The organism is Photobacterium galatheae, from assembly GCF_000695255.1.
Taxonomy (GTDB): Bacteria; Pseudomonadota; Gammaproteobacteria; order Enterobacterales; family Vibrionaceae; genus Photobacterium; species Photobacterium galatheae.
The window spans coordinates 129,274-137,114 of record NZ_JMIB01000008.1; the positions used below are offsets into that span (position 1 = coordinate 129,274).

Annotated in this window: 9 protein-coding genes and 1 pseudogene; 9 read left to right on the plus strand and 1 reads right to left on the minus strand. The window is 48.8% G+C overall.

Features of this window, described 5'->3' with window-relative positions; all coding sequences use genetic code 11:
- The first annotated feature begins 103 nt into the window (after positions 1-103).
- Positions 104-736, plus strand: coding sequence for a peptide-methionine (S)-S-oxide reductase MsrA (msrA, locus tag EA58_RS05965; protein ID WP_036750225.1), 633 nt, complete (start codon positions 104-106; stop codon positions 734-736).
- A gap of 32 nt (positions 737-768) precedes the next feature.
- Here the strand turns inward: msrA and EA58_RS05970 are convergent, their stop codons facing one another.
- On the minus strand, positions 769-984 hold the full coding sequence (locus tag EA58_RS05970) for a DUF1107 domain-containing protein (RefSeq protein ID WP_036750227.1): 216 nt from the start codon (positions 982-984) through the stop codon (positions 769-771).
- Positions 985-1,283: 299 nt separating this feature from the next.
- Between EA58_RS05970 and EA58_RS05975 the strand changes: the two genes are divergently transcribed.
- The 8 genes and pseudogenes from EA58_RS05975 (at position 1,284) to EA58_RS21290 (ending at position 7,688) form a co-directional block, all read left to right on the plus strand.
- The gene (locus EA58_RS05975; protein WP_036750229.1) at positions 1,284-1,841 is read left to right on the plus strand and encodes a YtfJ family protein; all 558 of its coding nucleotides are present in this window, start codon (positions 1,284-1,286) and stop codon (positions 1,839-1,841) included.
- A 69-nt stretch (positions 1,842-1,910) separates the two neighbouring features.
- Positions 1,911-2,207, plus strand: a complete 297-nt coding sequence (locus tag EA58_RS21530) for a hypothetical protein (RefSeq protein ID WP_152547943.1) — start codon at positions 1,911-1,913, stop codon at positions 2,205-2,207.
- 44 nt (positions 2,208-2,251) lie between these two features.
- Complete coding sequence (gene zrgA / locus EA58_RS05980) at positions 2,252-2,902, plus strand: zinc uptake protein ZrgA (RefSeq protein WP_036750232.1); 651 nt, start codon at positions 2,252-2,254, stop codon at positions 2,900-2,902.
- A gap of 50 nt (positions 2,903-2,952) precedes the next feature.
- A complete protein-coding gene (locus EA58_RS05985) occupies positions 2,953-3,645 on the plus strand; it encodes an ABC transporter ATP-binding protein (RefSeq protein WP_036750235.1) in 693 nt (230 codons plus the stop codon).
- Positions 3,642-4,901, plus strand: a complete 1,260-nt coding sequence (locus EA58_RS05990; RefSeq protein WP_036750238.1) for an ABC transporter permease — start codon at positions 3,642-3,644, stop codon at positions 4,899-4,901. The genes EA58_RS05985 and EA58_RS05990 overlap by 4 nt, the downstream gene beginning before the upstream one ends.
- A gap of 10 nt (positions 4,902-4,911) precedes the next feature.
- The gene (locus EA58_RS05995) at positions 4,912-5,400 is read left to right on the plus strand and encodes a DUF3299 domain-containing protein (protein ID WP_036750240.1); all 489 of its coding nucleotides are present in this window, start codon (positions 4,912-4,914) and stop codon (positions 5,398-5,400) included.
- A gap of 270 nt (positions 5,401-5,670) precedes the next feature.
- The gene (locus EA58_RS06000) at positions 5,671-6,561 is read left to right on the plus strand and encodes a TIGR03899 family protein (RefSeq protein ID WP_036750243.1); all 891 of its coding nucleotides are present in this window, start codon (positions 5,671-5,673) and stop codon (positions 6,559-6,561) included.
- A 157-nt stretch (positions 6,562-6,718) separates the two neighbouring features.
- Positions 6,719-7,688: pseudogene (locus EA58_RS21290) on the plus strand (IS630 family transposase).
- Positions 7,689-7,841 lie beyond the last annotated feature (153 nt).

Consider the following 7,841-nt stretch of genomic DNA (forward strand, 5'->3'; position numbering starts at 1 on the left):
GCATTGACCGGTCTACTGATTAAGTAGAGCAAACAGCACTATTGATTGTCAGCCGTGAATCCTCTACTTTTTGCCTTATTAACCGTGTAATTAGGAACCCCACATGATGGATAAACAGCAGATGATCTCCCCGGAATCGGCCCTGACAGGCCGTTCTACACCACTGATTCCGTCTGAGCCGCATGTGCTCTTTGGCACTCAGCTCAATGCACCTGTGCCAACAGGCATGGAAGAAGTTGTACTCGGTATGGGATGTTTCTGGGGGGCCGAACGCCTGTTCTGGCGCCAGCCGGGTGTTCTCAATACAGCAGTCGGCTACAGCGGTGGCTATACGCCCAATCCGACCTACCAGGAAGTTTGTACCGGTCAGACTGGCCATACTGAAGTCGTACGTGTGGTTTTTGACCCGTCACAAACCTCACTGGAAAACCTGCTTGCCCAATTTTGGGAAAATCATGATCCAACACAGGGCATGCGTCAGGGCAATGACATCGGCACACAGTACCGTTCGGTGATTTTCACCACCAACGACAGCCAGCAATCTCAGGCTGAAAACAGCAAGGCAAGGTATCAGACTGCGCTGCAGGAAAACCACCGGGAGGCGGTGATCACCACAGAGATCAAACCAGCACCTGCATTTTTCTTTGCGGAAGACGACCACCAGCAATATCTGGAAAAAAATCCTCAGGGATACTGTGGTCTCGGCGGGACAGGTATTTGTCTGCCGCCACAATAATCACCATCAGCTGCGCCAGGTCTGCTCTGGCGCTAGCTAATCGAACTGGCCGCTGACAGATTCTGGATTTCCCGATTGACTTCAGACAAGACATTCAATGCCTTCTTATCCCGATTCATCGGTGGCAGTAAGCGCCCGCAGTCAAATTCAAATGCACCGACACCGACAATAAACAGACGGCCACGGAAGTAACTTTTGACATAGCGCGCAATCTGGTTTGGACGATATTGTTTAAATATTTTCAGCATTGTATCCCTCAACTCCCTGAACCTCAGACCCTGAGTAGACATAAAAGTTGCTTTCTCAATGTCAAAGATAAGCAAAAGGCTTGCCACAACTTGTTGTTATGCTGCCAGACCAAACTCCCAACAACGCCCAACTGTAGGACAAAAATATTCAACCTGCGCAATCCATTTTCAAGAAATCACATTTTTATTCATTGACCGGGAAAACAGTGACCCGCTTCAAGGTTAACAAACTGGTTCTACCAGTTAACAAAAACTCAACTAAGATAAAGCAGCATAATCATTAAGAAGGAACAACAGACATGAAGATGAAGTCATTGATCGCACTTTGCGCACTGCTACCTGCACTCGCTTTTCAGGCTCAGGCCCACAACCTGACGGTTGATCAGCCGCTCCCCAATATCAGTGTGTCGGATAAAGGTGAGCTGGTTTTGCAAGGTGACGACATTGTCTATCAGCCATGGCAGTCCAAACAGCTAACCGGTAAAGTCCGGGTAATCCAGGCTATCGCCGGACGCAGTTCAGCCAAAGCGCTGAATGCGCCAATGATCGAGGCAATCAAAGCCGCCAATCTGCCTCATGATCAGTACCAGACAACAACAATCATCAATCAGGACGATGCCATTTGGGGAACGGGCAGTTTCGTGAAATCCTCTGCTGAAGACAGCAAAAAAGAGTTTTCCTGGTCATCCATTGTGCTGGACGCCAATGGTCAGGTCCGTTCTCGCTGGGCACTGGAAGAAGAAAGCTCCGCCATTATCGTGCTGGATAAGACAGGTAAAGTTGTGTTCGTCAAAGACGGACAACTAAGCGACAGCGACATTCAGCAGGTCATGTCAAAAATTCAGTCCCTGCTGTAATCTGTCTTCCCGGAAAGGATGTAATATTATATCATTACATCCTTTCTTTTGTGAGGTAGGGACTTGATCGTGCGCACCCCGCTTAACCAGACATGGCAACAAGGGCTTCTGGCACTGATCTTCGGCCTTTTCATTCTGACATCTCCCCTTCAGGTACTTCACAAACTGGATGCGCTGGACAACCCGCAACATTCAGAACAGGATTGTCCCTGCTATCATGCCGTTTCGAGCGATTTACCCCCGGCTCAAATAAACCTGCCTGCTTTGCGCCCTGTGTCAGCCGAGGTAACTCGCTATTTCCGCGGATATCCCTATTGGCTCAACAGCAGCTTTTCAGCCCGGGATCCCCCCGCCAACTTCCAATAACTGAAAAACAAATTTACTGATTTCATTTTTATTGGGAGTTACACATGCCAACTCAACAATTCCGTGCTGCCACCTGGCTGCTGTTTTCTGCTGCCACCTGCACAGCACCGGCTTGGGCTTATACACAACATGAAGCTCATGTTCATGGTCAGGTCGAACTGAACATGGCACAAGATGGCAATGATTTGCTGTTGGAGATCACCGCACCGGCTGCGGATGTTATTGGATTTGAACATCCACCTGAAACTGATGCGGAAAAACAAACGCTCACACAGGCCGTTCAGCAATTGAATCATCCAGAGACACTACTTTCCCTGAATGCGTCGGCAGGTTGCCAGCTTCATGAACGCCAGGTCTCACACACTCTATCAGAGCACGCTGAATCACACGATCATGATGAGCATGAACACCATGACCATGACCATGAGAAGCACAGCGAACACGACCATGATGATCACGAAGAGCATGGGCACCATGACCATGAAGCGCACAAAGATCACGACCATCACGGTGAGCATGGCGAGTTTAGTGTCCAGTACACCTATCACTGCGACACGATCGATCAACTCAATGCCCTGACACTGAAGTGGTTCTCCCACTTCCCGGCAACAGAAAAAGTTCAGCTGCAAGCCATCACCGCCAAAGGGCAGCAAGCAGCAACCCTGACGGCCAATCAGCCTGAATTTCGTTTCTAAGCCTGAATCATCTGACAAAGGGAGCCTCGCTCCCTTTTTGGGAGAGCACCATGACCGTTATACATTTAGATCAGGTACGCTTTCGTTGGCCAGACCAAACTGAAGACATCCTCAGTATCGAGTCTTTTTCCCTGTTGCAAAACGAGAAGGTCTTTCTTCAGGGACCAAGTGGCAGCGGAAAATCAACCTTACTGAGTCTGATGGCTGGTATTCACCAGCCCCTACAGGGTGATATCTGGCTGCGCGGCGAATCATTCAGCACCCTGTCTGCGGCAAAGCGGGATCGTCGACGAGCCGACCATATTGGCTACATCTTTCAGCAGTTCAACCTGCTTCCTTATCTTTCCGTCATTGAGAATGTTCTGCTGCCCTGCCGGTTTTCACCGCTGAGAAAAGAGAAAACGGCCAACCCTGAGCAGGAGGCACGGCGACTGCTGAAAGCACTGCAATTACCAGAAGCCTGCCTGTCACGCCAGGTGACACAGCTCAGCATTGGCCAGCAACAGCGTGTGGCGGCAGCCCGTGCCCTGATTGGCCGCCCGGCATTGCTGATTGCCGACGAGCCAACCTCGGCGCTGGATCACGACAACCGGAATCACTTCATCAAACTCCTGATGGATGAATGCGAACTGGCCGGCGCAAGCCTGCTTTTTGTCAGTCACGATCCAACATTAACGCACGGGTTTGATCGCACCCTCAATCTCGCAGCACTCAATCGCAGTCAATGGGGAGAATGCGCATGAAAGCCTTGATGCTCCTCGCCTGGCAAAGCCTCCGAAACCGGAAGACCACAGCAATGTTAACCGTGCTGACCATTGCGATTTCTACAACTTTACTATTAGGGGTCGAAAAAGTCCGGACGCAAGCTAAAGCCAGTTTTGCGCATACCGTCGCGGGGACCGACCTTATCGTGGGCGCGCGTTCTGGCCAGGTGAATCTGTTGCTGTACTCCGTCTTTCGTATTGGCAATGCCACCAACAACATCGGCTGGCAAAGCTATCAAACGTTACGGGAACATAAAGCCGTCAAGTGGGCTATTCCCATTTCTCTTGGCGACTCGCACCGTGGGTTCCGGGTGATTGGCACCAATCAGGATTATTTTCAGCATTACCAATACGGCCAGAAGCAACACCTGGCATTCAGACAAGGAAATCCCTTTCACACACTCTTTGACACCGTGATTGGCGCGGAAGTAGCCCGGAAACTCGGCTATCAGATTGGCGATAAAATTATCATTGCTCATGGGATCAGCGATAAAAGCTTCACTCGTCACGATAAGCTGCCATTTACCGTAACAGGGATTCTTGCACCGACAGGCACACCGGTTGATCGCAGTGTCCATGTTTCACTGGCTGCGATTGAAGCCATTCATGTTGGCTGGGAGTCGGGTGCAAACTTAGGACATACTCCCGATGCCGCGATCCTGAGCCAGCAATCCTTTCAGCCGAAGCAGATCACCGCTGTCCTTCTGGGACTCAACTCCAAGATTCAGACTTTTGCCCTGCAGCGTTACATCAACACCTTTCCTGATGAACCATTAAGCGCCATCATGCCCGGCGTCGCACTCCATGAACTCTGGGGGATGATGTCTGTCGCAGAGCAGGCACTGATGGTTGTTTCTGTATTTGTCATTATCGCTGGACTACTGGGTATGTTATCCAGCTTACTGACCAGCCTGAATGAAAGACGTCGGGAAATGGCAATACTACGGGCAACAGGTGCCCGCCCTGGCTGGATAGCAGGTCTTCTTTTCGTTGAATCGACGGGCCTGACTCTGACAGGGATCATCGCAGGAATGCTGACACTCTACAGCGGCTTGTTCCTCAGCCATGCCTGGTTGCTGGACACCTTTGGGTTATATCTGCCAATTCAAGCTCCCACCCCCTATGAGTGGATGTTAATGGGGATGATATTACTTGCCGGTATGCTGACCAGTCTCATCCCGGCACTGCGAGCCTACAGGCTGTCACTCGCCGATGGCATGACCATTCGTATTTAAGGAGGAATCAATGATGAAGTATTTACTGATACTGTTGTTTTGCTGGCTGCCACTGACGGTCAGCGCAAAAACACTCACGCTGGACTGGGTGGATCTTATCCCGCAAAAAGAGCGTCAATTATTCGATCAGCAAGGCATGCCCTTCGTCGATCATGAAAGTAATCAGGCTGCGCTGCAAAAGCATATGGGTTCCGTTCGTCCAGAGCTGGATGGTAGTGAAGTCAAAATACCGGGCTTTGTCATCCCACTCGAAGGGGACGAAAATACGATTACTGAGTTTTTACTGGTGCCATACTTTGGCGCATGTATTCATGTACCGCCACCACCACCCAATCAAATCATCTACGTCAAATTCCCCAAAGGCGCACCTGTACAGCAGCTTTGGGATGTCGTGTATGTGATAGGAAAAATGAAAGTTCAGACCGTAGAGCATGATATGGCTGAAGCGGGTTACCTTCTCAATGGTACTGCGATAGAGGCATACGACGATGCAGGATAAGTAATCCTCAATTCAATCAACTGGCTTACCTTACACCCTTAAACATGGGAAGCAAGGTAGGCCAGAATGAGGACATATCCAAGTAGTAACAAAATATCGGTTAAACGCTTACTGTTTTTTTTCGTCATCAACCCCTCCTTGATAGCACAGCTTCATCACACCGGGCGATTAACAAATTTAACCACTGATTAACAGAAAAGTCACGCCTCTTGCTAAAGATTACGATCGAATGTAAAAACTATATTCATTGCAGCAGGGAGTGAAAGTCAGATGAGCACTGAAAATCAGGCCAGTGTCCAGCCAGTACAGGTCGTACCGGCATCAGAGAAGAAAAGTAACCAGAAAAGCTCTGTACGAAGTAGCCGTTTTCGAATTCAGTCCATCGCACGACATCATGTCGTGGGTGCTCAGATTGACGAGGATCATGAGAAGACGCTTCAGGAACGGACTGAAAACCGCCATCAAAAGCTTCAACAGCGCCAACAGCAAAACCTGGAACGCATCTTTAAGCTAAGTTATGACAGCTGCCTAGATGAAACTGCTGGGGAACCGGATCCAGACTGGATCCATCTTTTTATGACAATTGCGCAAGATATTTTTAGTCCGCCAATGCAGAAACTTTGGAGCCGCATTCTCCGTCAGGAGGTGCTCGCACCAGGGTCTATCTCCCTGAAAACCATGATGACGCTCAAGCAGATGACTCAGCGCGACGCTCAATTATTCCGGCGAGCCTGTATGCTTACTTGCCATTTTGGCCAAGATAATAGTAAGAAGCTTCTCACCGGTATTAAATACAAAACAGGTTTATTTCGCCAACTCAAAAGCCCATCTATCGACAAAATCAACCTCGGCTATTATCAGCTCCCTTATTCTCATTTACTGGAATTAATCGGGTTAGGGCTCGTCTTAAATACCGAACTTGAATCCGGTAAACTGCAAAATGATGTTGCTTTGAATTTTCACTACCAAGGCAGTGATTATCAACTACAGCCAGCGACAACGACCCTTAGCCTGCTCTATTATCGTCTATCTCCTGTCGGCCAGGAGATCGCACAATTATTAGGAAATCACCGGCATGATGAATACAAAAATAACCTGACAGAATTACTGAACAAGCACTTCATTGTAACCAGTGATGCTCCTTCACATCATGTGATCTGAATATTCAGATCACTTTGTAGCGAGTCAGGTAGTAGCAGTCTCAGTAAAAATATGAACGAATCAGATTGTTCGTTTGCACCGTGATTTAACCATGGATAGCCTCAACGACATCGGCTTCAAAAAGCTAGCGAGACTGCAGAAATCCATTCAAATGAAAATGAGATTGCTCGCGCTTGCCCACTTCAAAGAAGGCCAGTCCCGCACTCAAATTGCCAAGTTTCTAAAAGTCAGCAGAACCAGTGTCAACAAATGGGTTCACACCTTTCTCGAAGAAGGTCTCGAAGGACTTCAAGAAAAGCCAAGAACAGGTAGACCTGCATTCTTAACCCCAGAGCAACAAGAACAACTTCGCCAATATCTCAAAGAAAAAGCTCATAACTCGCAAGGCGGCAGACTCACGGGTGCCGATATCCATGCATATATCATCCAGCAGTTTGATAAACGCTATCACCATGATTCTATTTACTATTTGCTCGATCATATGGGCTTCTCATGGATAACATCCCGCTCAAAACACCCAAAACAATGCCAAGCAACGCAAGAAGCTTTTAAAAAACTTCCGACTGGAAACGATCCGTAACATCCCGGGCCATATCAGCCTTGAACAGGTGGATGTCTGGTTCCAGGATGAAGCTCGATTTGGCCAGCAGAATACAACGACACGGCTTTGGGCGCTGCGCGGAACACGACCTCGAACGGTTCGGCAACAACAGTTCGATGACGCCTACTTGTTTGGCTCCGTTTGCCCAAGCCGAGGGATCGGTGAAGCGATTGTCGTCCCTTGGGTCAACAAAGAAATCATGATCAAACACCTCAAGCAAATCTCAAGCGTGACAGAAAAAGGTCGACATGCCGTTGTGATCATGGATGGTGCGGGATGGCATACTGATGACATCGCGCATCAATTTGAGAATGTCAGTATCGTCAAACTGCCTCCCTATTCTCCCGAGCTAAACCCAATAGAGCAGGTATGGTGTTGGTTTAGACAGCGCTGTTTAGCCAATCAAAGCTTCAGAGATTATGACGATATTGTTGATAAGGTTTATGCGGCATGGAACCAGTTTTTGCAATGCACTCAGCGAGTCAAAAAGATGTGCTCACGGCAATGGATTAACCTGACCAGTTAATTTTCCAGAATGGTATCAGTCAATGAGGAATAGTCAGAACCCCGGATAGCAAAAAACCCAGTCATTACTGACTGGGTTTCTTTAAGAAGTGGCGGAGCGGACGGGACTCGAACCCGCGACCCCCGGCGTGACAGGCCGGTATTCTAACACACT